At 56.4% G+C, this 21,032-nt stretch carries 22 protein-coding genes; 4 read left to right on the top strand and 18 right to left on the bottom strand.

Going from position 1 to position 21,032, the window contains the following annotated elements; all coding sequences use genetic code 11:
* Window positions 1-90 precede the first annotated feature (90 nt).
* The 13 genes from F8N12_RS22585 to mnmG form a co-directional block, all read right to left on the bottom strand.
* Window positions 91-516 carry a F0F1 ATP synthase subunit epsilon gene (locus F8N12_RS22585; RefSeq protein WP_028620319.1) on the bottom strand — a complete coding sequence of 142 codons (426 nt, stop codon included), beginning with the start codon at window positions 514-516 and terminating at the stop codon, window positions 91-93.
* A 46-nt stretch (window positions 517-562) separates the two neighbouring features.
* Entirely contained in the window at window positions 563-1,942 is a 1,380-nt protein-coding gene (atpD, locus tag F8N12_RS22580; protein ID WP_028620320.1) for a F0F1 ATP synthase subunit beta, read from the bottom strand.
* 27 nt (window positions 1,943-1,969) lie between these two features.
* Window positions 1,970-2,830 (bottom strand): F0F1 ATP synthase subunit gamma, encoded by an 861-nt coding sequence (atpG, locus tag F8N12_RS22575; protein ID WP_150582364.1) that lies wholly within the window; start codon window positions 2,828-2,830, stop codon window positions 1,970-1,972.
* Window positions 2,831-2,880: 50 nt separating this feature from the next.
* Window positions 2,881-4,425, bottom strand: coding sequence for a F0F1 ATP synthase subunit alpha (atpA, locus tag F8N12_RS22570; RefSeq protein ID WP_028620322.1), 1,545 nt, complete (start codon window positions 4,423-4,425; stop codon window positions 2,881-2,883).
* 21 nt (window positions 4,426-4,446) lie between these two features.
* Window positions 4,447-4,983, bottom strand: a complete 537-nt coding sequence (locus tag F8N12_RS22565) for a F0F1 ATP synthase subunit delta (RefSeq protein WP_150582363.1) — start codon at window positions 4,981-4,983, stop codon at window positions 4,447-4,449.
* Between the two features lie 12 nt (window positions 4,984-4,995).
* The gene (locus F8N12_RS22560; protein ID WP_008027535.1) at window positions 4,996-5,466 is read right to left on the bottom strand and encodes a F0F1 ATP synthase subunit B; all 471 of its coding nucleotides are present in this window, start codon (window positions 5,464-5,466) and stop codon (window positions 4,996-4,998) included.
* 54 nt (window positions 5,467-5,520) lie between these two features.
* Window positions 5,521-5,778, bottom strand: a complete 258-nt coding sequence (gene atpE, locus F8N12_RS22555) for a F0F1 ATP synthase subunit C (protein WP_002555987.1) — start codon at window positions 5,776-5,778, stop codon at window positions 5,521-5,523.
* A 131-nt stretch (window positions 5,779-5,909) separates the two neighbouring features.
* On the bottom strand, window positions 5,910-6,779 hold the full coding sequence (gene atpB, locus F8N12_RS22550; protein ID WP_064680525.1) for a F0F1 ATP synthase subunit A: 870 nt from the start codon (window positions 6,777-6,779) through the stop codon (window positions 5,910-5,912).
* Between the two features lie 16 nt (window positions 6,780-6,795).
* A complete protein-coding gene (locus F8N12_RS22545) occupies window positions 6,796-7,203 on the bottom strand; it encodes a F0F1 ATP synthase subunit I (RefSeq protein WP_150582362.1) in 408 nt (135 codons plus the stop codon).
* A 148-nt stretch (window positions 7,204-7,351) separates the two neighbouring features.
* Window positions 7,352-8,224 (bottom strand): ParB/RepB/Spo0J family partition protein, encoded by an 873-nt coding sequence (locus F8N12_RS22540; RefSeq protein ID WP_150582361.1) that lies wholly within the window; start codon window positions 8,222-8,224, stop codon window positions 7,352-7,354.
* 9 nt (window positions 8,225-8,233) lie between these two features.
* Window positions 8,234-9,031 (bottom strand): ParA family protein, encoded by a 798-nt coding sequence (locus F8N12_RS22535; protein WP_150582360.1) that lies wholly within the window; start codon window positions 9,029-9,031, stop codon window positions 8,234-8,236.
* 18 nt (window positions 9,032-9,049) lie between these two features.
* Window positions 9,050-9,694, bottom strand: coding sequence for a 16S rRNA (guanine(527)-N(7))-methyltransferase RsmG (gene rsmG / locus F8N12_RS22530; protein WP_150582359.1), 645 nt, complete (start codon window positions 9,692-9,694; stop codon window positions 9,050-9,052).
* On the bottom strand, window positions 9,691-11,589 hold the full coding sequence (gene mnmG, locus F8N12_RS22525; protein ID WP_150582358.1) for a tRNA uridine-5-carboxymethylaminomethyl(34) synthesis enzyme MnmG: 1,899 nt from the start codon (window positions 11,587-11,589) through the stop codon (window positions 9,691-9,693). The genes rsmG and mnmG overlap by 4 nt, the downstream gene beginning before the upstream one ends.
* A gap of 589 nt (window positions 11,590-12,178) precedes the next feature.
* Between mnmG and F8N12_RS22520 the strand changes: the two genes are divergently transcribed.
* From F8N12_RS22520 to F8N12_RS22510, 3 genes are all read left to right on the top strand, one after another.
* The gene (locus tag F8N12_RS22520; protein ID WP_150582357.1) at window positions 12,179-12,685 is read left to right on the top strand and encodes a sigma-70 family RNA polymerase sigma factor; all 507 of its coding nucleotides are present in this window, start codon (window positions 12,179-12,181) and stop codon (window positions 12,683-12,685) included.
* On the top strand, window positions 12,685-13,641 hold the full coding sequence (locus F8N12_RS22515; RefSeq protein WP_150582356.1) for a FecR domain-containing protein: 957 nt from the start codon (window positions 12,685-12,687) through the stop codon (window positions 13,639-13,641). Before F8N12_RS22520 ends, F8N12_RS22515 begins: the two co-directional genes overlap by 1 nt.
* A gap of 99 nt (window positions 13,642-13,740) precedes the next feature.
* On the top strand, window positions 13,741-16,173 hold the full coding sequence (locus F8N12_RS22510; RefSeq protein ID WP_150582355.1) for a TonB-dependent siderophore receptor: 2,433 nt from the start codon (window positions 13,741-13,743) through the stop codon (window positions 16,171-16,173).
* A 49-nt stretch (window positions 16,174-16,222) separates the two neighbouring features.
* Here F8N12_RS22510 and mnmE read toward each other — a convergent pair whose 3' ends face one another.
* From mnmE to rpmH, 5 genes are all read right to left on the bottom strand, one after another.
* The gene (gene mnmE / locus F8N12_RS22505) at window positions 16,223-17,593 is read right to left on the bottom strand and encodes a tRNA uridine-5-carboxymethylaminomethyl(34) synthesis GTPase MnmE (RefSeq protein ID WP_150582354.1); all 1,371 of its coding nucleotides are present in this window, start codon (window positions 17,591-17,593) and stop codon (window positions 16,223-16,225) included.
* A gap of 81 nt (window positions 17,594-17,674) precedes the next feature.
* On the bottom strand, window positions 17,675-19,363 hold the full coding sequence (gene yidC / locus F8N12_RS22500) for a membrane protein insertase YidC (RefSeq protein ID WP_150582353.1): 1,689 nt from the start codon (window positions 19,361-19,363) through the stop codon (window positions 17,675-17,677).
* A 2-nt stretch (window positions 19,364-19,365) separates the two neighbouring features.
* Window positions 19,366-19,611: a membrane protein insertion efficiency factor YidD gene (gene yidD, locus F8N12_RS22495; protein WP_010207715.1), complete on the bottom strand. Its 246-nt coding sequence runs from the start codon at window positions 19,609-19,611 to the stop codon at window positions 19,366-19,368.
* Window positions 19,604-20,005: a ribonuclease P protein component gene (rnpA, locus tag F8N12_RS22490; RefSeq protein ID WP_224787744.1), complete on the bottom strand. Its 402-nt coding sequence runs from the start codon at window positions 20,003-20,005 to the stop codon at window positions 19,604-19,606. Before rnpA ends, yidD begins: the two co-directional genes overlap by 8 nt.
* A 16-nt stretch (window positions 20,006-20,021) precedes the next feature.
* Window positions 20,022-20,156: a 50S ribosomal protein L34 gene (gene rpmH / locus F8N12_RS22485; protein ID WP_003213577.1), complete on the bottom strand. Its 135-nt coding sequence runs from the start codon at window positions 20,154-20,156 to the stop codon at window positions 20,022-20,024.
* A gap of 566 nt (window positions 20,157-20,722) precedes the next feature.
* On the opposite strand from rpmH, the gene F8N12_RS22480 reads away from it, so the two are divergent.
* Window positions 20,723-21,032, top strand: a 310-nt coding sequence (locus F8N12_RS22480) for a DnaA N-terminal domain-containing protein (protein ID WP_318189658.1), incomplete at its 3' end; no start/stop codon positions are given.

Below are 21,032 nucleotides of genomic sequence, written 5' to 3'. Positions count from 1 at the left end.
CGGCTGTGACCGGGTTTATGAAAAACAGAAAAGAAAAAAGGGTAGCCGAGGCTACCCTTTTTTATCAATCGCGCAACAAATGATGGCCTGTTAGTGGCCAAACTTCTTGCGGATCTGCTGGACGGTGCGCAGCTGAGCTGTTGCCTCGGCCAGACGTGCGGCTGCAGAACCGTAATCGAATTCCGCGCCCCGCTCGTGCAACGCCTTCTCGGCAGCCTTAACGGCTTCCTGAGCGGAGGCTTCGTCCAGGTCGGCAGCACGCTGCACGGTGTCGGCAAGAACCTTGACCATGTTCGGCTGAACCTCGAGGAAACCGCCGGAGATGTAATACACCTCCTCTTCCCCGCCCTGCTTGACCAGGCGGATCGGACCCGGCTTGAGATTAGTGATCAGCGGCGCGTGGCCCAGGGCGATACCAAGATCACCAAGTGCACCGTGCGCAATCACCATCTCGACCAGGCCGGAGAAAATTTCCCCTTCCGCGCTGACGATATCGCAATGGACTGTCATAGCCATCTGATTGCCTCAAACTTAAATTAGCGCCCGTTGCCGGGCGCCGGGATTACAGTTTCTTGGCTTTCTCGATCGCTTCTTCGATGCCGCCTACCATGTAGAACGCTTGTTCTGGCAGGTGGTCGTAGTCACCGTTGAGGATGCCTTTGAAGCCAGCAATGGTGTCTTTCAGGGAAACGTATTTACCCGAAGCACCGGTGAAGACTTCAGCCACGAAGAACGGCTGCGACAAGAAACGCTGGATCTTACGAGCACGGTTTACCAACTGCTTGTCGGCTTCCGACAGTTCGTCCATACCCAGGATCGCAATGATGTCCTTCAGTTCTTTGTACCGCTGCAGAACATACTGAACGCCGCGAGCGGTGTCGTAGTGTTCCTGGCCGATCACGTTCGGGTCCAGCTGACGCGAAGTCGAGTCGAGTGGATCGACCGCCGGGTAGATACCCAGGGAGGCGATGTCACGGGACAAAACGACGGTGGCGTCCAAGTGGGCGAAAGTGGTCGCTGGCGACGGGTCAGTCAAGTCATCCGCCGGTACGTATACCGCCTGGATCGAGGTGATCGAACCGTTCTTGGTCGAAGTGATACGCTCTTGCAGAGTACCCATCTCTTCGGCCAGGGTCGGCTGGTAACCTACTGCGGAAGGCATACGGCCCAGCAGTGCGGATACTTCAGTACCGGCCAGGGTGTAACGATAGATGTTGTCGACGAACAGCAGAACGTCGTTACCTTCGTCACGGAACTTCTCGGCCATGGTCAGGCCGGTCAGTGCTACGCGCAGACGGTTACCCGGCGGCTCGTTCATCTGACCGTAAACCAGTGCCACTTTGTCCAGAACGTTGGAGTCCTTCATCTCGTGGTAGAAGTCGTTACCCTCACGAGTACGCTCACCCACACCGGCGAACACGGAATAACCGCTGTGCTCGATGGCGATGTTACGGATCAGTTCCATCATGTTTACGGTTTTGCCTACACCGGCACCACCGAACAGACCGACTTTACCGCCTTTGGCGAACGGGCAAACCAGGTCGATAACCTTGATGCCGGTTTCCAGCAGGTCGTTGCCGCCCGCTTGTTCAGCAAAGGTTGGCGCAGGACGGTGAATGCCCCAACGCTCTTCGGTGTCGATTGGACCCGCTTCGTCGATCGGGTTACCCAGCACGTCCATGATCCGGCCCAGCGTCGCTTTACCGACCGGTACGGAGATGGCTGCGCCGGAATCAGTGACTTCCAGACCGCGCTTCAAGCCCTCGGTGGAACCCATCGCAATGGTACGAACCACGCCGTCGCCCAGCTGCTGCTGAACTTCCAGGGTGGTTTCAGCCGCGCTCAGTACTTTCAGCGCGTTATAGATGCTCGGTACGCTGTCGCGTGGAAATTCCACGTCGATAACGGCGCCGATGATTTGAACGATACGTCCGCTACTCATAGCTGGATCCTCTGAATATTTGAACCGTTAAACCGCGGCAGCGCCGCCGACGATTTCCGAGATCTCTTGGGTGATCGCAGCCTGACGCGCCTTGTTGTAGACCAGCTGCAAATCGCTGATCAAATCACCGGCGTTGTCGGTAGCGTTCTTCATCGCGATCATCCGCGCAGCTTGTTCAGCCGCGTTGTTCTCGACCACCGCCTGGTAGACCTGCGACTCCACGTAGCGGACCATCAAGCCGTCAAGCAGCTCTTTGGCGTCCGGTTCGTACAGATAATCCCAGTGGTGCTTGAGTTCCTGTTCCGGGGTTGCCACCAGCGGAATCAACTGCTCCACGGTAGGCTGTTGCGTCATGGTGTTGATGAACTTGTTGGACACCACGGACAGGCGATCAATACGGCCGTCCAGGTAGGCATCCAGCATCACCTTGACGCTGCCGATCAGGTCATTGATCGACGGCTCTTCACCCAGGTGGCTGATAGCTGCTACGACGTTACCGCCGAAGTTGCGGAAGAAAGCCGCACCCTTGCTACCCACAACACACAGATCGATCTCGACACCGTTTTCGCGGTTTACCGCCATGTCCTTGACCAAAGCCTTGAACAGGTTGGTGTTCAAGCCACCACACAGACCACGGTCACTGCTCACCACGACATAACCGACGCGCTTTACTTCACGGTCGAGCATGAACGGGTGGCGATATTCCGGGTTGGCGTTGGCCAGATGACCAATAACCTGGCGGATGCGCTCCGCGTAAGGACGGCTAGCAGCCATGCGCATTTGTGCCTTGCGCATTTTACTGACCGCCACTTTTTCCATGGCGCTGGTAATCTTTTGCGTGCTTTTGATGCTCGCAATCTTACTGCGAATCTCTTTTGCGCCTGCCATGTAACACCTATCAGGTTAGCAAGCGGGCGCCTTGCGGCGCCCGCTGCGGCTTACCAGGTTTGGGTGGCCTTGAACTTCTCGATACCGGCTTTCATGCCAGCGTCGATTTCGTCATTGAAGTCACCCTTCACGTTGATCTTCGCCATCAAATCGGCGTGATCGCGGTTGAAGAAAGCAATCAGCGCTTGTTCGAAGCTGCCGATCTTGGCGATTTCAACGTCAGTCAGGAACCCACGCTCAGCGGCATACAGCGACAGCGCCATGTCAGCGATCGACATTGGTGCGTATTGCTTCTGCTTCATCAGCTCGGTAACGCGCTGACCATGCTCAAGTTGCTTACGGGTCGCTTCGTCCAGGTCAGAAGCGAACTGGGCGAATGCCGCCAGTTCACGGTACTGAGCCAGAGCGGTACGGATACCACCGGAGAGCTTCTTGATGATCTTGGTCTGAGCGGCACCACCCACACGGGATACCGAAACACCGGCGTTCACAGCAGGACGGATCCCGGAGTTGAACATGGCCGATTCCAGGAAGATCTGACCGTCGGTGATGGAAATCACGTTGGTCGGAACGAACGCGGAAACGTCGCCAGCCTGGGTTTCGATGATCGGCAGTGCGGTCAGGGAACCGGTTTTGCCGGTCACTGCGCCGTTGGTGAACTTCTCTACGTATTCTTCCGAAACGCGGGAAGCGCGCTCCAGGAGACGGGAGTGGAGATAGAACACGTCGCCAGGGTAAGCTTCACGGCCTGGTGGACGGCGCAGCAGCAGGGAAATCTGGCGGTAAGCCACTGCTTGCTTGGACAGATCGTCATAAACGATCAGCGCGTCTTCACCGCGGTCGCGGAAGAATTCACCCATGGTGCAACCGGAGTACGGAGCCAGGAACTGCAGTGCTGCAGATTCCGAAGCGCTCGCTGCGACAACGATGGTGTTAGCCAGCGCGCCGTTTTCTTCCAGCTTGCGAACAACGTTGGCGATGGTCGATTGCTTCTGACCGATCGCTACGTAGACGCAGAAAATACCGCTGTTTTTCTGGTTGATGATCGCGTCGATCGCCAGAGCGGTTTTACCGATCTGACGGTCACCGATGATCAGCTCACGCTGGCCACGGCCGACAGGGATCATGGCATCGACAGCCTTGTAGCCAGTCTGTACAGGCTGGTCTACCGACTTACGCCAGATCACGCCTGGAGCAACTTTCTCGACCGCGTCGGTCTCGGTGTTGCCCAGTGGACCTTTGCCGTCAACAGGGTTACCCAGTGCGTCGACTACGCGACCCAGCAGTTCCTTACCAACCGGAACTTCGAGGATGCGACCGGTGCACTTGGCGCTCATGCCTTCAGCCAGAGACTGGTAGGAGCCCAATACAACGGCACCTACGGAGTCTTGCTCGAGGTTGAGAGCCATACCGAAGACGCCGCCCGGAAACTCGATCATCTCGCCGTACATAACGTCGGCCAGACCGTGAATCCGCACGATACCGTCAGATACGCTGACGACAGTGCCTTCGTTACGGGCTTGGGAGGTCACATCGAGCTTGTCGATGCGGCCCTTGATAATTTCACTTATTTCGGAAGGATTGAGTTGCTGCATTGCTCTGCTGCCCCTTCAAACTCAAGATTTCAATGCTTCGGCAAGGTTTGCGAGTTTGCCGCGAACCGAGCCATCGATTACCAGGTCGCCGGCGCGGATGACAATGCCCCCGATAAGGGATTTGTCTTCCTCGACTTGCAGGCGCACTTCCCGGTTGAGTCGTGCACTGAGAACCTTGGCGAGTTTGTCTTGCTGTTCTTGGTTCAATGCAAAAGCACTGGTCACTTCAACGTCTACCGATTTCTCTTGTTCGGCCTTGTACAGGTCGAAAAGAGCGGCGATCTCCGGCAAAAGCGGGAGACGGTCGTTTTCGGCAACGACGTTGATGAAGTTCTGTACCTTCACATCAAACTTGTCGCCGCACACGTCAATAAACGTGGCGGCCTTGTCTGCGCTCGTCAGTCGCGGGGCCTTGAGCACGCGCTGCATGGTGTCGTCTTGCGACACTGCTGCAGCCAGGCCGAGCATGGCTGACCAAGAGGCCAGTTGCTGGTGGGCCTGGGCGTGCTCGAAGGCTGCCTTAGCGTAAGGTCGGGCCAACGTGGTCAATTCTGCCATGATCGCCCTCGCTTAAATTTCAGCAGCCAGTTTGTTTACCAGCTCCGCGTGCGCGTTTTGATCGATTGTGGCACCCAGGATCTTCTCGGCGCCGCCGACGGCCAAAGCACCCAGTTGGGCACGCAGCGCATCTTTGACACTGTTCAGTTCCTGCTCGATCTCGGCCTGAGCCTGAACCTTCACACGGTCAGCGTCGATACGGGCTTTTTCAACAGCCTCTTCGACGATCTGGTTACCGCGTTTCTTGGCCTGCTCAATGATTTCAGCTGCTTGAGCCTTAGCTTCGCGCAGTTGTTGACCCGCTTTATCTTGGGCCAACTCCAGGTCGCGAGCTGCTCGGGCGGCAGCGTCCAGTCCATCCGCGATCTTCTTCTGACGTTCGTGCAAAGCCGCGATGACCGGAGGCCACACGAACTTCATGCAAAACAGTACAAAAATGAAGAACGCAACGGACTGGCCAATCAGGGTTGCATTAATGTTCACGCCAACACCTCGCTCGTTCGTTGCACATCACACCAATTACTCGAAGGCGAGTAATTAGCCAGCGAGTTGACCAACGAATGGGTTCGCGAAAGTGAAGAACAGAGCGATACCAACACCGATCATGGTTACGGCGTCGAGCAGACCGGCAACGATGAACATTTTGACTTGCAGCATTGGAACCATTTCTGGCTGACGCGCTGCGCCTTCCAGGAACTTGCCGCCCAACAGGCCGAAACCAATTGCGGTACCCAGTGCGCCCAGGCCGATCAACAGTGCAACAGCGATAGCGGTTAGACCAACTACAGTTTCCATCTTTCCTCCCGACTTTTACGTCGTATGGTTTAGGTTTTTTAGATTTTAAAGCGGTAAAACAAATCGTTTCATGCCCTGGTGGGCACCCACCCGTTTCACCGGGTGGGACATCAGACTAGTCGAGACTGGTCTTAATGGTTCTCTTCGTGCGCCATCGACAGGTAGACGATGGTCAGCATCATGAAGATAAACGCCTGCAGGGTGATGATCAGGATGTGGAACACAGCCCACGCCCACTGCAGAACAACGCCCAGGCCGCTAAGCCAGAGCAGACCGCTGCCGAACATCACAGCAATCAGAATGAAGACCAGCTCGCCGGCGTACATGTTGCCGAACAGACGCAGTGCCAGGGAGATAGGCTTGGCGATCAGCGTCACGAACTCCAGCAGGAAGTTCACCGGGATCAACAGCGCTTGAAGGAAAATATTCTTGCTGCCGAACGGGTGCAGGGTCAGTTCGCCGATGAAGCCGCCGATGCCCTTGACCTTGATGCTGTAGAAAATGATCAACGCGAACACCGACAGGGCCATGCCCAGGGTAGCGTTCGGGTCAGTGGTCGATACCGCACGGAATGGAATGTGCGCATCGCCAGTGATCAGGATGGCCAGCTGAGGAATCCAGTCAACCGGGATCAGGTCGACGGCGTTCATCAGGAAGACCCAGACGAAGATGGTCAGTGCCAACGGTGCAATCACCGGGCTACGGCCATGGAAGCTGTCTTTCACGCTGCCATCGACGAATTCGACCAATACTTCAACGAAATTCTGCAAAGCACCCGGTTGCCCCGACGTCGCCTTCTTTGCCGCCATGCGGAAAATCAGAACGAAGATCAGACCCAATGCGACCGACCAGCCGAGGGTATCGACGTGGAAAGCCCAGAAGCCCATTTCCTTGGCTTCTGCTGCGGTGTGGGCAAAACCCCAGCCGCCGTTAGGTAGCTGCCCGAAGGTCAGGTTCTGCAAGTGGTGCTGGATATAGCCCGAAGCGGTTGTCTCTGCCATGGTTGCCTCAAACGCCCTAAGGTCTCGAAAGTCTTGTTCTCATCAGCAGGGGCGCGAACCAGCTGACCAGTTGGGTCAACACGAAGACACCGAATACAGCTATCGGCGCCAATGGCTTCACACCTGCGAACGTCAATGCAAAAAGCACTGCCGTCAAAATCAGTTTGCCCGCCTCGCCGGCATAAAAAGACCGGACGATGGCTTGAGCTGCTCGGGCGCCGGAAAACCGAAATGCCCTGTGAGCAAAATAAATATTGGGCAGCAAGGCTATCAGGCCTCCGCAAAGTCCCGAGTACCCGGCAACGACTCCGTGCCATTGCCAGAGCGCCAAAGCGGCAATCAGCAAAACCACGAATTGAGCCATTAACACCGGAAATACTGCCAGGCGATGGAACGGCAAGCGGTTTGGCGTGCGGCTTTCCATCACATTTGCTCCCCAATGGTCGGCTGCCAGAATTCAATAACTTGGCATAATTTGTGCCGACAAAATGCGCGCAGAGTATAGGGGCGGTTCTGCCCCTATTCAACTGTCAGGTAGTGATTTCCGACTGCACGCTACATGAGTAAATGTTTCAGCGGATGTGTGCGAGCACACCTTGAAGTTCATCCAGAGAGTTATAACCGATCACCAATTGCCCTTTGCCTTTCTTTCCGTGGCGAATCTGTACCGCAGAGCCTAGGCGCTCGGCCAGACGCTGCTCGAGTCGCGCAATATCCGGGTCCGGTTTTGGCGGTTCCAGTGGCTCGGGTTTGCCACTGAGCCACTGACGAACCAGTGCCTCGGTTTGGCGCACAGTCAGGCCTCGTGCGACAACGTGTCGCGCCCCTTCAACCTGTTGATTCTCCGGCAAACCGAGCAAAGCACGCGCATGACCCATTTCCAGATCACCGTGCGACAGCATGGTTTTGATGACTTCCGGCAATGCAATCAAGCGCAGCAGGTTGGCAACCGTGACTCGAGACTTGCCCACCGCCTCGGCAACCTGTTGCTGCGTCAGCTGGAATTCCTGCTGCAAACGCTGCAACGCGACCGCTTCTTCGATCGGATTCAGGTCTTCACGCTGGATGTTTTCGATCAGCGCCATGGCGATCGCGGTTTCATCGGGTACATCGCGCACCATCGCCGGAATGGTTTCCTGACCGGCCTGCTGGCTGGCGCGCCAGCGACGTTCGCCGGCAATGATCTCGAAACGGCCGCCACCGATCGGACGCACCACAATCGGCTGCATCACACCTTGGGCCTTGATTGAATGCGCCAGCTCTTCCAGTGCCTGCGGGTCCATGTCCCGGCGTGGCTGGTATTTGCCGCGCTGGATCAAGTCCAGCGGCAAATGCTGCAGCTCACGTTGATCGGCTTGCACCGCTTGTTCTTCCAGCGAGCTGACAGTCGGTCCGCTCAGCAGTGCATCCAGTCCACGTCCGAGACCTCGTTTCTTGACGGCCATGGGGATTCCTTAAATTGGCTGAGCAGCGGCGGTACGTGAGTTTTTACGTTGACGGCGAACCATCTCGCCCGCCAATGCCAGATAGGCGATGGCGCCTCGCGACGACTTGTCGTACGCCAATGCAGGCATGCCGTAGCTCGGTGCCTCGGCCAGACGGATGTTACGTGGAATCACAGTGTCGTAAAGCTGATCGCCGAAATGTTCCTTGAGCTGCGCCGAAACGTCATTCATCAGGCTCAGGCGCGGGTCGTACATGGTCCGCAACAAGCCTTCGACCTTCAGGTTCGGATTCAGCAGTTCAGCGATGCGCTTGATGTTATCCACAAGGTCGCTCAAGCCTTCCAGGGCGAAATACTCGCACTGCATGGGGATGATGACCCCATCGGCGGCGACCAGCGCATTGAGCGTGAGCATCGACAGCGACGGTGGGCAATCGATCAGGATGTAATCGTAGTTTTCACGAATCGGCGCCAGCGCGCTGCGCAGACGACTTTCCTTCATCTGCATTTCCAGCAGCACGACCTCCGCAGCGGTAAGGTCGCGGTTGGCTGGCAACAGTTGGTAACCACCATGCTCGGAGTAATGCATGGCCTGGCCCAGATCGCATTCGCCGATGAGCACGTCGTAAATCGAATTTTCCAACCCGTGTTTATCCACACCGCTACCCATGGTGGCGTTGCCCTGTGGATCGAGATCGATCAACAGCACCCGGCGCTTGGTAGCGACCAGCGAAGCTGCGAGGTTGATGCAGGTGGTGGTTTTGCCCACGCCACCCTTCTGGTTCGCTATCGCGAATACCTTAGCCATTCTTGCGTGTGTTCCCAATCATGCCGTGCGGCGCAGTATCAGCAGATGGCGTTGGCCTTGGCAACCAGGTACGGCCAAGGCGTGTTCGCTATCGAGGTAAAAATCTTGCGGCAATGCTACCAGCTCATCGGCCGGATGAACGCCCTTCATTGCCAGCCAGCGCGTATCAGCATCGCCGAGGTGGCGTGTCCAGCTGCTGAAGTTTTCCATGCTGCTGAACGCCCGGGAGATGATCCCGTTGAACAGCTGAGCAGGCTGAAACGCCTCAACTCGACTGTGGATAACTTGCAGATTATCCAGTTTCAGTTCGAGTTTGACCTGAGTCAGGAAGCGGGTTTTCTTGCCGTTACTGTCTAGGCAGGTCACCTGCGAATGCGGAAACAGTATCGCTAATGGGATACCCGGCATGCCGCCTCCACTGCCGACGTCCAGCCAGCGACCGTCCTCGACGAAAGACATCACGCTCAGACTATCCAGCAAATGACGCGAGACCATCTCATCCGGATCGCGCACGGCAGTCAGGTTGTAGGCCTTGTTCCATTTGATCAACAGGGCCAGATAACCCAACAACTGCGCGTGCTGGGCTTCGGTTAACGTGACGCCGAGCTGGCGGGCACCTGTGGATAACTCTTCGGCGTGTTGCGAGGTGACCAACGAACTCAAGCGCTTTGCTCCAACTGACGGCCCGCGCCGCGTTTTTTCAAATGAATCATCAATAACGATATCGCTGCCGGAGTGACACCGGGGATACGTGACGCCTGACCCAGTGTCTCTGGACGGGTCGCACCGAGCTTGCCCTGGATCTCTTTGGACAGGCCGGAAATGTTCGTGTAGTCGATATCCACAGGCAGTTTGGTGTCTTCGCTGGCGCGAAGCCGGGCGATCTCGTCCTGCTGGCGGTCGATGTAACCGGCGTATTTGGTCTTGATTTCGACCTGCTCGGCAACTTGAGGATCTCCTGCACCACCACCGGTCACGGCGATCAAGCCAGCGTAGTCGATTTCCGGACGGCTCAGCAGGTTGAGCAAATTGTATTCGTGAGTCAGCGGAGTACCGAATTTTTCGGAAATTGCATCGCCCTGCTCGGTACCCGGGCGCACCCAGGTACTTTTCAAACGTTGCTCTTCCAACGCAATGCTTTCGCGCTTGGTGCAGAACGCTGCCCAGCGGGCGTCATCGACCAGGCCCAGTTCGCGACCTTTTTCGGTCAGACGCAGGTCGGCGTTGTCTTCGCGCAGGATCAGCCGGTACTCCGCACGGGAGGTAAACATCCGGTACGGTTCCTGGGTACCCAGGGTAATCAGGTCGTCGACCAGTACTCCGATGTACGCTTCGTCGCGCCGCGGGCACCAGGCATCTTTGCCTTGCGCACGCAGTGCGGCGTTCGCCCCGGCCAGCAAACCCTGGGCGCCGGCTTCTTCGTAGCCGGTGGTGCCGTTGATTTGCCCGGCAAAGAACAGACCGGCGATCACTTTGGTTTCCAGGCTGTACTTCAGGTCGCGGGGATCGAAATAGTCGTATTCGATCGCATAACCCGGGCGAACGATGTGTGCGTTTTCCATGCCGCGGATCGACTGCACGATCTGCAGTTGCACGTCGAATGGCAACGAAGTGGAAATCCCGTTGGGGTACAGCTCGTTGGTGGTCAACCCTTCGGGTTCGATGAAGACCTGATGACTTTCCTTGTCGGCAAAGCGATGGATCTTGTCTTCAATCGATGGGCAGTACCGCGGGCCGATGCCCTCGATCATCCCGGCAGCCGAATACATCGGCGACCGATCAAGGTTGGCGGCAATGATTTCGTGGGTGCGGGCATTGGTATGGGTAATCCAGCAGCTCACCTGCCGTGGATGCTGCTCCTTCGAGCCCATGAATGACATCACCGGAATCGGGGTATCGCCCGCTTGCTCGGTCATCATCGAAAAATCAACCGAGCGGCTGTCGATGCGCGGTGGCGTTCCGGTTTTCAGGCGTCCCACGCGCAGCGGCAGCTCGCGTAGACGTTGAGCCAGGGCGATTGAGGGCGGATCACCGGCACGCCCCCCGGAAAAATTCTGCATCCCGATGTGGATAAGTCCACCCAGGAATGTGCCAGTGGTCAGTACCACCGAATCCGCGAGAAAGCGCAGGCCCATCTGTGTCACGACACCACGAACCTGATCCTGCTCGACGATGACGTCATCGGCCGCTTGTTGAAATATCCACAGGTTCGGCTGGTTTTCCAGGATTTCGCGGACAGCTGCCTTGTACAGAACCCGGTCGGCTTGAGCGCGAGTTGCACGCACGGCCGGGCCTTTGCGGCTGTTCAACACGCGAAACTGGATGCCGCCCTTGTCAGTAGCCATTGCCATCGCACCGCCAAGGGCGTCGATTTCCTTGACCAGGTGACTTTTGCCAATGCCGCCAATAGCCGGATTGCAACTCATGGCACCGAGGGTTTCCACGTTATGCGTCAGCAACAGGGTTTTTGCCCCCATACGTGCTGAGGCCAGTGCTGCCTCGGTACCGGCATGACCGCCGCCGATGACGATCACTTCAAAACGGGAAGGAAAATCCACCACGCACCTCGTGCCTGCTTTCAATTGGGTAATCAGGAATGGTTTGAGCTCAGGTTTCTGGACCTGGTCGACAAGTATAGGGACTTCGCCCTTCCTAAAGAACCCTTTGCACAAAATTTAACCAGCTGTGGAGAACTCAGGCTAATAGAAATTAAAAAGAGAGAAATTTATTAAATCTTTGTTTTTATGTTTATTTCTACTGAGGTGACTTTCTGTGGATAGATCGCCACAGGCCTTTATATTCAATGTGTACAGCGATTCAAAAGCCTGTGTTCATGTGCCAATGAGTGCTTGGGATAACCGCTTTAAGCCTGTGGATGAAAGGGGTGGTTATCCACAGGGGTGGTTATATTCAGTTTTCGAGCCCTGTTATCAACTGCCCTTAGTGGCAGTTATTCACAGAGCTTAATCCACGGTATTTTTCAAATCTGCTGCAAATGACGGCAAAAAAATTTACCCCAGAACACCTTTCCCCTCCGGCGTGAGTGATTGGAAGTAAACCTGAACGAGGGCTTCCGTGTGAGCGCTCTTGTGAGACGAGGCTGTAGAAGTTAATAATAGGCATTATCATTAACAGCCTGATGCCCTCATGTCCCTACCCACCCATACGGCAGCCGTTCAGCAAATCTACGAGCAGCACCATTCCTGGTTGTATGGATGGCTGAGGGGCAAGCTGCACGATGCATGCGATGCTGCAGATGTCGCTCATGACACCTTCGTGCGCATCCTCGGCTCGCGCAATGCCATGCAGATCTGCGAGCCCCGTGACTATTTGGCGACCATCGCTCGAGGGCTGGTAATCGACCGTTACCGGCGCAGCGCAATTGAGGCGGCCTATCTGGAAACCCTGGCAGCCAGGCCTGAATGCACGGCCATCAGTGAGGAAGACAAGGCACTTATCATCGAAACGCTGGTGGCTGTGGATAAGGCCTTGGCCAGCCTGGGCATGCGCACTCAGCGGATCTTCATGCTGTCGCAAATTGAGGGGCTGACTTATCAACAAATAGCAGCAGATCTGAAGGTTTCGCTGACAACGGTGAAAAAGCACATGATCCGTGCCCTTACTGAGTGTTCCTTGATCATGGCTGGCCTGTAATGGGCGCTTTGCCGGATCGGCAGGTATTTGAAGAGGCAGCGGGTTGGTACGTGCAGTTCCAGGCCGAACCACCTACGCCGGCGCAACAGTTGGCGTGGCAGCGCTGGGTGGACAGTAATCCAGCACACCTCGCCGCGTGGAATCAGCTGGAGCAGATGCAGAGGCACCTCGGAGCAATGCCCAGGGACGTGGCTCGGCACGCGCTGAACCCGGTTCAGAATCGGCGGCAGATGCTCAAACTTTTGCTGGTTCTCGCCGGAACCGGCTATGTCGGCTGGCATGCCCAACAATACACAGCGATGGGTAACGCCTGGGCCGATTATTCAACCAAGGTCGGTCAGCGGCGAAACATCGTGTTGGCCGATGGTACGCATCTGCACCTCAACACACGTACTGCGGTGGATGTGCTGTTCGATGGCCAGCAACGCTTGATTCGATTGCGTTCCGGGGAAATTTTCGTACGCACTGGCAAACTCGGCGATCAGCGGCCTCTTTTTGTCGAAACCCGCGAGGGGCGGGTTCAAGCTCTGGGCACGCGTTTTTCGGTGCAGCAGCTTTCAGGAGCAACGCGGGTTGGCGTATTGGAGGACCAAGTGAAGGTTCTACCGAGCGGTCACTCATCCGGTTCGCGAGTACTCAAAGCGGGTGAAGGTGTTGATTTCAGCAGTGAGGCCTTGGCTGTCATTCATCCCTATGGCTCATCGCAGGTGGCTTGGATCAATGGTCAGCTCATCGTCCTGGATACTCCTTTGGGAAAGGTGCTGCGGGAGATAGGCCGGTATCGTTCCGGAATCCTTCAATGTGATGAAGGGGCTGCACAGTTACGGGTTTCCGGGACTTTTCGACTCGACTCCACCGACGCCGTTCTGGCCAATCTGCAGGCTTCCCTGCCCATCAGCGTGCGTTACTTCACGCGTTACTGGGTTTCGGTTAGTCAGTCCGGCTCAACCTCGTAAAAAAATGCAGCGTCAGGGTTATCTTTTTTCATCCTGATACGGCCCTACAGGTAATCGCGACTCGCGCGTCTGTTCGCCACCTTCAGGGCTCATCCACTCATGCGTCTTCCTACCTTCCGCAAGCGTTTTTCCCACCACTGCCTCGCCTACGGTTTATTGATGACCGGTGCTGCAGGTTGCCTGCTGACACCCAACGCCATGGCAGCCAGTGTTTCGCAGCGCTTTACCATTGCCGCCGGGCCGCTGGATGGAGCGCTGAGTCAGTTCGCGGCGGCTGCCAATGTGATTCTGTCGTTCTCGCCGCAGCAGACCGCTCGGTTGCGAACCGGAGGGTTGGCAGGTAACTACTCGATCGATCAGGGTTTCCAGTCGTTACTCGAAGGCTCCGGGTTAGAGGCGGTGCCCCGTGCTCCCGGCAGCTACATACTGCAGCCAGTACCGGAGAATGGGCCTCTGGTCTTGGGCGCCACCAATATCAATGGCGCGCAACCTGTTGAAGTGAGCCTCGACTACTCGGCAGACGTTGGCTACAACGCAAAAAATAGCCGAGTCGGGACCAAGACCAGTACACCGTTGTCTGAAACCCCGCGCTCGGTGTCAGTGGTCACCAGTCAGCGGATCAGGGATCAAAAATCCCAGACCCTCACCGATGTGCTGGGTTACGTGCCTGGCATTTTTGCGCCGCCCTTTGCAGCGGGCGATAGCCTTGCCGGCGACCTGTTTTTCATCCGTGGGTTTAATGCTACCGACTATGGATATGGTCTGTTGCGAGATGGCTTGCGGGTGCAAGGCAATCGGTACGACACCAGCACTGAACCGTACGGGCTGGAGCGAGTTGAGATATTTCGCGGTCCTTCCTCATTGCTATATGGCGAAAACGCCCCTGGTGGCCTGGTTAACATCGTAAGCAAACGCCCCACTGCAGCTCCCCAGGGCGAGGTGCAGCTGAGTTATGGTTCCAACAATCGTAGGCAATTGGGGGTCGACGTGTCCGGTCCGCTCAATGACGGCGGCAACATTCTCGGCCGGATGGTGATGCTGGGACGCAATGCCGATACCCAAACTGATCACGTGCCCGATGATCGGATCTACATCGCCCCCTCCCTGACCCTCAACTTCGATGACTACAACACCTTGACCCTGCTGGCCAACTACCAGAAGGATCACACCAACATGGAGCTCGGCCTGCCTGCCGCAGGTACCTTACTGAACAACCCAAACGGCAAGTTATCCAAGGACACCATGCTCGGCGACCCGGACTGGAACACCTTCGAACGGGAAACGTGGAGCACCGGATATGAATTTATCCACCGCTTCAATGACGACTGGCAGTTCCGGCAGAACTCGCGCTACATGCAGTCCAGAATCACCCGTCACGAAACCTGGCCCGGTAATCTGAATAATGCAGGCTTCGGTACCCGCCTGAACGTGACTGCCTATGACCGATTCAACAAGTCGATGGTCTATTCGCTGGATAATCAGCTGGAAGGCAAGTTCGAGGTGGGCGGCCTGGAAAACACTGTGCTGTTCGGCGGCAGCTTTGATCGCACTTCTTTCAATCAGGACTGGAACGCCGGCATTGTCGGGCCGATCGACATTTACAATCCGGTCTACCTGCGTGATCCGTTGACGCCTATCGCAGTGCAAAACACCTTGCTGGAACAGCAAATGAAAGGTGCCTATGCGCAGATCCAGAGCAAGTACGATCACTGGCTTTTCCTGTTGGGAGGTCGTCAGGATTGGGTGGACAGCGATTTCCGCGACAAAGTAGCCTCGGCCAGCAATATCGGTTCTGAGGACAGAAAGTTCACCTATCAGGGCGGCGTGATGTACCAGTTCGACAACGGCCTGACGCCGTACGTCAGCTATTCCACTGCGTTTGTGCCCGTGCAGCAGATCTCCAATTCGGGTGCGCCGCTCGACCCGATTACCAGCAGCCAGTATGAAGTGGGCCTGAAATACGAACCCATCGGCTGGGACACGGCATTCACCGCCTCGGTGTATGACTTGCGCAAGAAAGACGACACCTACTTCGACGCAACCACTTCCACCTATCGCCAGGTGGGTGAAAGCCGTGCCAAAGGCGTGGAGCTGGAACTCAACAGCAACCTGACGCCAAATCTCAACGTGACGGCCGCTTACACCTACACCGACGCCCGCATCACCAAGGACTCCGCCACTTCGCTGGTCAAGGATCACCAGATGACGGGCGTTCCGCGCAACCAGGCGTCAGTTTGGGCCAAATATCGCTTCCTCGAAAGCAGCCTCAAGGGACTGTATGTGGGTGGCGGGGTGCGGTACTTCGACAGCGCGTTCGCGTACACGGCGCCGTCGCTGTATGGAAAGCTGGATGCGGGTGACGTCACCTTGGTGGATGCGGCCGTGGGCTATCAGATCGACCGCAACTGGACGCTCGACGTGAATGCAAAGAACGTCTTCGACAAGGAGTATGTAGCCGGGTGTAATGACGCCGGGCGGTGCTACTGGGGCGAAAGCCGAACGTTATTGGGCTCGGTTTCCTATAACTGGTAAGGAACACTCAAAAAGGGACTGTGGATAAAGTATCCCCAGTCCCTTTTTTTTATTTGCCGATGCAGAAACTCGAGAAGATCCGTCCCAGCAAATCATCGGAGCTGAACGCACCGGTGATTTCACCCAGGGAGTGTTGCGCCTGGCGCAGATCCTCGGCCAGCAACTCCCCCGCACCTGCCAGTGTCAATTGCGCGCGGCCGTGCTCGAGGGATGCGCTGGCATGGCGCAACGCCTCAAGGTGGCGACGACGGGCACTGAAGCTGCTTTCAGAGGTTTGCTCGTAGCCCATGCACGCCTTGAGGTGATCTCGCAGCAGTTCCAGGCCGGCGCCGGCGGACTTCGCACTCAGGCTGATAGTGACATGGCCATCCTCGCTGACTTCCAGTGCAATGGCTTCGCCTGTCAGGTCAGCCTTGTTGCGGATCAATGTGACCTTGGCCGGGTCCGGGCGCACTTCGAGGAACTCGGGCCATAGGGCAAACGGATCAAGCGCTTCCGGTGCGGCTGCATCGACTACCAGCAGCACCCGATCCGCTTCGCTGATGGCCTTCAAGGCCCTTTCCACTCCGATTTTCTCTACATGATCATCGGTATCGCGCAGACCCGCGGTATCGACTACGTGCAGCGGCATGCCATCGATGTGGATATGCTCGCGAAGAATGTCACGGGTAGTGCCAGCAATCTCGGTGACGATCGCAGCCTCGCGACCTGCCAGAGCATTCAGCAGGCTGGATTTACCGGCATTCGGTCGACCCGCAATGACTACCGTCATGCCGTCACGTAGCAAGGCGCCCTGCCCGGCTTCACGCAGTACTGTGGATAACTCGCCTCGCACTTTGTCGAGCATGCTCAAAACATGCCCATCGGCGAGGAAGTCGATTTCCTCCTCCGGGAAGTCGATAGCTGCTTCCACGTAGATGCGCAGTCCGATCAGTTGCTCGGTCAGGTTATGCACACGTTCCGAAAAGGCGCCTTGCAACGAACGCAATGCGTTGCGCGCTGCCTGTGCTGAACTTGCTTCGATCAGGTCAGCGATAGCCTCAGCTTGTGCCAGGTCAAGTTTGTCATTGAGGAATGCACGCTCGCTGAATTCTCCCGGGCGGGCAAGCCGGCAGCCCAGAGCCAGACAACGCTTGAGCAGCATATCCAGCACAACCGGACCGCCATGACCTTGAAGCTCCAGCACATCTTCACCGGTGAATGAATTCGGACCGGGGAAATACAGGGCGATTCCCTGGTCCAGTACCTCATCGCCTTCGCCAAAAAATGCGCCGTAGTGTGCAAAGCGCGGTTTTAACTCACGGCCACTGAAAGCCTTTGCCGCCGCGCTCGCCAGCGGCCCGGAAATCCGGACAATGCCCACGCCCCCGCGACCTTGGGCGGTAGCGACAGCAGCAATGGTTTCACGAGTTACGCTCATAAACCGGTTTCCCGATAAAAGTGACGGATAGCAAAACGCCCCACGAGGGGGCGTTTTGAGTGGTGTTATCCACAGAGTAAATTACGCCTCGGCTTTTTTCGCAGCCAGTTCGACTTTACGCGTGATGTACCACTGTTGGGCGATGGACAGGCAGTTGTTGACTACCCAATACAGCACTAGACCAGCCGGGAACCACAGGAAGAAGAAGGTGAAGATGATTGGCATCATTTTCATGACCTTCGCCTGCATCGGATCCGGAGGAGTCGGGTTCAACTGCTGCTGGATGAACATGGTTGCGCCCATGATGATCGGCAGAATGAAGAACGGATCCTTGATCGACAGGTCAGTGATCCACAGCATGAAGGGCGCTTGGCGCATCTCGACGCTTTCGAGTAGAACCCAGTACAGCGAAAGGAATACCGGCATCTGCACGAGGATTGGCAAGCAACCACCCAGCGGATTGATCTTCTCTTTCTTGTACAGCTCCATCATGGCTTGCGACATTTTCTGCCGGTCATCGCCATGCTGCTCCTTCAGAGCAGCGAGTTTCGGCGCTACCGCACGCATGCGCGCCATGGATTTGTAGCTGGCGGCCGACAACGGGAAGAAGATCCCTTTGATCAGCATGGTCAGGAAAATGATCGACCAGCCCCAGTTACCGACAAGGGCGTGGATATGTTGCAGCAGCCAGAAAATCGGCTGGGCAATAAACCACAGAATGCCGTAATCGACGGTAAGTTCCAGACCTGGGGATAACTCTTTCAGCACGGCCTGACTTTTCGGGCCAGCGTAGAGAACGGCACTTGTTTCGGTTTTTGCACCTGGCGCCACGGACATTGCCGGGCCGGTGTAGCCGATGATGTAGTTGCCTTTGCTGTCTTTACGAGTCTGGACGACATTGTTTTCGCCCTTGGCCGGAATCCACGCAGTGACGAAGTAGTGTTGCAACCAGGCAACCCAACCACCGCTGACGGTTTCCTTCAACTGTGCCTTGTCCATGTCCTTCATGGACACTTTCTTGTACGGCTCGCCACTTGTCCACAGGGCTGCGCCCAGGTAAGTCGCCGTGCCGGTAGCAGTAGTCGAAGACGGATCAGCGCTAGCGTCGCGCTTCAACTGGGCAAACATTGCACCCGACCAGGGCTGTGCGCTCTGGTTGTCGATCAGGTAGGAAACGGTCACGTCATACAGGCCGCGTTTCAGCGTGAAACGTTTGATGTAATTGACGCCGTCCTTGCTGAACTTCAGGTCTACGACCAACTGATCCTGGCCGTCAGCCAGTTGATAAACCTTCTTCTCCGAGGAGTAAACCGGACGACCGGCCGGGCTGGCGTCCGGGCCATTGGCGCCGATCAATCCGCTTTGCGCCAGGTAAGTCAGTTCGCCGCCATTATCAAACAGCTGGAACGGAATCTCCGGATGGTCCTGACGACGCGGATACAACGGCAATTTCAGCTGGGCGACATCGCCACCTTGTGGATCGACGGCCAGATCGAGCACATCCGTTTTGATCTGGATGAGGTCTTTACTCGCAGCTACCGGAGTTTCAGCAGGTGCAGTAGCGCTGGTATCGCTTGCGGCGCTTGGTATGTCGTCACTGACAGAAGCATTATTGCCAGTCGCCGTGTCCGGTAGGCCCGGTGCGGTAGTACTGGAAGCAACATTCTGAGTCGGCAGGGCAGTCTGGCCATAGTCCTGGTTCCATTTAAGAACCATAACGTAGGACACGATTGCCAGGGCGACGATCAGGATCGTGCGTTTGATATCCATGATTACTCGGCCATCGAAGAAGAACGGGAGGTAGGGATAGGCGGAACCGGGTCATAACCACCGGGATTCCACGGATGACAGCGACCTAAACGACGAAAGGTCAGCCAGCCACCGCGCAGAAGGCCATGATTTTCTATGGCCTCTAACGCGTAGCAGGAACAGCTGGGGTAGAAACGACAGTGACTGGCCATCAGAGGACTGATGGCATAGCGATAAAACTGGATCGGAACGAGTGCCAGTTTACGCATCGCTACTGTCCACCCCTACAGTTTCGGTTTTGACTGCTGGTACTGGCGTGCTGCGTGCCAGACGCTTCCAGAGTTTGCCGAAATGCTGAATCAATTCGGGGTTTTCTACGTCACCCAAACCTTTGCGCGCGACGATAACTATGTCCCAGCCAACCAGTGAATCCTGGTGCAGACGGAACGATTCGCGCATCAGACGTTTGAGGCGATTGCGCTCGACGGAGAGCTTGACGCTCTTTTTCCCGATAACCAGCCCGAGACGGGGGTGATCAAGATCGTTGTTGCGCGCAAGGAGCAGGAGATTTTTCCCCGGAACCTTGCCGGTAGGGGAGTCAAAGACTGCCTTGAAATGCCGGGGGGTAAGCAAACGCTTTTCCCGACTGAAGTCCTGACTCACCTCCAGTGCCGGCTTATCAAACTGCCAGACGCGCACGACCTTTGGCGCGACGACGCGACAGAACGGCACGACCGTTTTTGGTAGCCATGCGAGCACGGAAACCGTGGGTGCGAGCGCGTTTGATAGTGCTTGGTTGGAAAGTACGTTTCATTGTCGTGTTACCTGGTTCGTCCACAACGGGCCGGAATGGCCCCCGTTTTAAGAGACCGGGGATTCTAGAGAAAGCAAGCCTTCAGGTCAATTTCCAACCAGCGTTTCCTTATAAATAGATCCGCTGAGTATTTTCACGCCTCAGGTCACCACCTAATATAGAAATTAAGAAAGAAAGTATTTAAAGCTTTTTTGTAAAGCTTATTAAAGCAAGGGCAGCCTTCCTCTGTGGATAACCAGCTCCGTGCCTTTTAAAACGGGCTGTACAGGGGATGACAACTAGGCGGTAAAACGGTGTTTAGGCTGTGCTGCGCTGTCGGATAACCTGTGTGTGAAACGATGCTTTATCCACAGGCTGGTTATCCACCGGGTTCTCCCCCCACTTGTGCAACGATCTCAGGGGCGGTTATCCACAGAGCTTATTCACAGACCATTGGTCGTCTTTTTGCTGCGTGGCTCAGTTGGTTATCATGGTTTCAAGGCAACCTTCGTGTGGATAAGTCGGTGGCTGGTCGCTACAATGGCGGCTTGTTTTTGCCTCACCGGCTTTCGACTTAGGGGATATCCGTGTCAGTGGAACTTTGGCAGCAGTGCGTAGAGCTTTTGCGCGACGAGCTTCCTGCCCAACAATTCAACACTTGGATCCGTCCGCTACAGGTCGAAGCTGAAGGCGACGAGCTGCGTGTTTATGCGCCCAATCGTTTCGTCCTCGACTGGGTCAACGAAAAGTACCTTGGCCGGGTCATGGAATTGCTCGATGAGCACGGCAATGGTCTTGCGCCTGCGCTTTCCTTGCTAATAGGCAGCAAACGCAGTTCGGTGCCGCGCGCGGCACCCAATGCGCCGCTGGCCGCCGCCGCTTCACAGGCGCAGGCGG

Source organism: Pseudomonas fluorescens, assembly GCF_902497625.1.
Lineage (GTDB): Bacteria > Pseudomonadota > Gammaproteobacteria > Pseudomonadales > Pseudomonadaceae > Aquipseudomonas > Aquipseudomonas fluorescens_BQ.
This window is presented reverse-complemented; position numbering and strand designations above follow the sequence as displayed.